The following is a 573-nucleotide window of genomic DNA, read 5'->3' on the forward strand; positions in this document are numbered from 1 at the left end:
GAGTTGCAAGTGGTGGTGATTTATACGTTCATCACGATATCGTTGAGGAGTCGGAGTTGGTATCGTCTGGTTCTTCTTTTAGCGTCGGTTATGGATGGAACAGCTTTGGTGTGAGTACATCAAGCCCTGAACGATATAAAGAACGCAAATACGGGAAGTTAGTGGTAGAGCTGGTGGATAGTAAGGCGAACCAAGTTGTGTGGAAAGGCGTTTCAAGCCGCAAGTTAACCGAATCAATGAGTACTGAGAAAAGGGAAAATTTGATCACAGAAGAAGTGGCGAAAATGTTCGAAAACTACCCATATGGCAAGAACTAAGTCCTCAATTATATCAAACTGAGTGGCTAAAACCACGAGGCGAGAATTTCGATTGCAAATTCTCGCCCTCAGAGTTAAAAGTACGTATTACTGTGATGTAGGTGAACGTTGTGCGTGCTCTTCTTATTAGCTTTTTCGGGCTATTTCTGAGCTTATTGGCGGTTTCTGTCGGCCAAGAATCAACGTCGCCTGAAACTACTCACCACTACAGCGTCGGCAGTGCGTTTTATGATGAAGACGCACAAGTTTCCGAAAC

The 573-nt window shown here is 44.2% G+C and carries 1 protein-coding gene; it reads left to right on the forward strand.

Features of this window, described 5'->3' with window-relative positions:
• Positions 1 to 317, forward strand: a 317-nt coding sequence (locus tag R7Z77_RS27320; RefSeq protein ID WP_318137301.1) for a DUF4136 domain-containing protein, incomplete at its 5' end; no start/stop codon positions are given.
• Positions 318 to 573 lie beyond the last annotated feature (256 nt).

Source organism: Vibrio sp. 1401 (assembly GCF_033340295.1).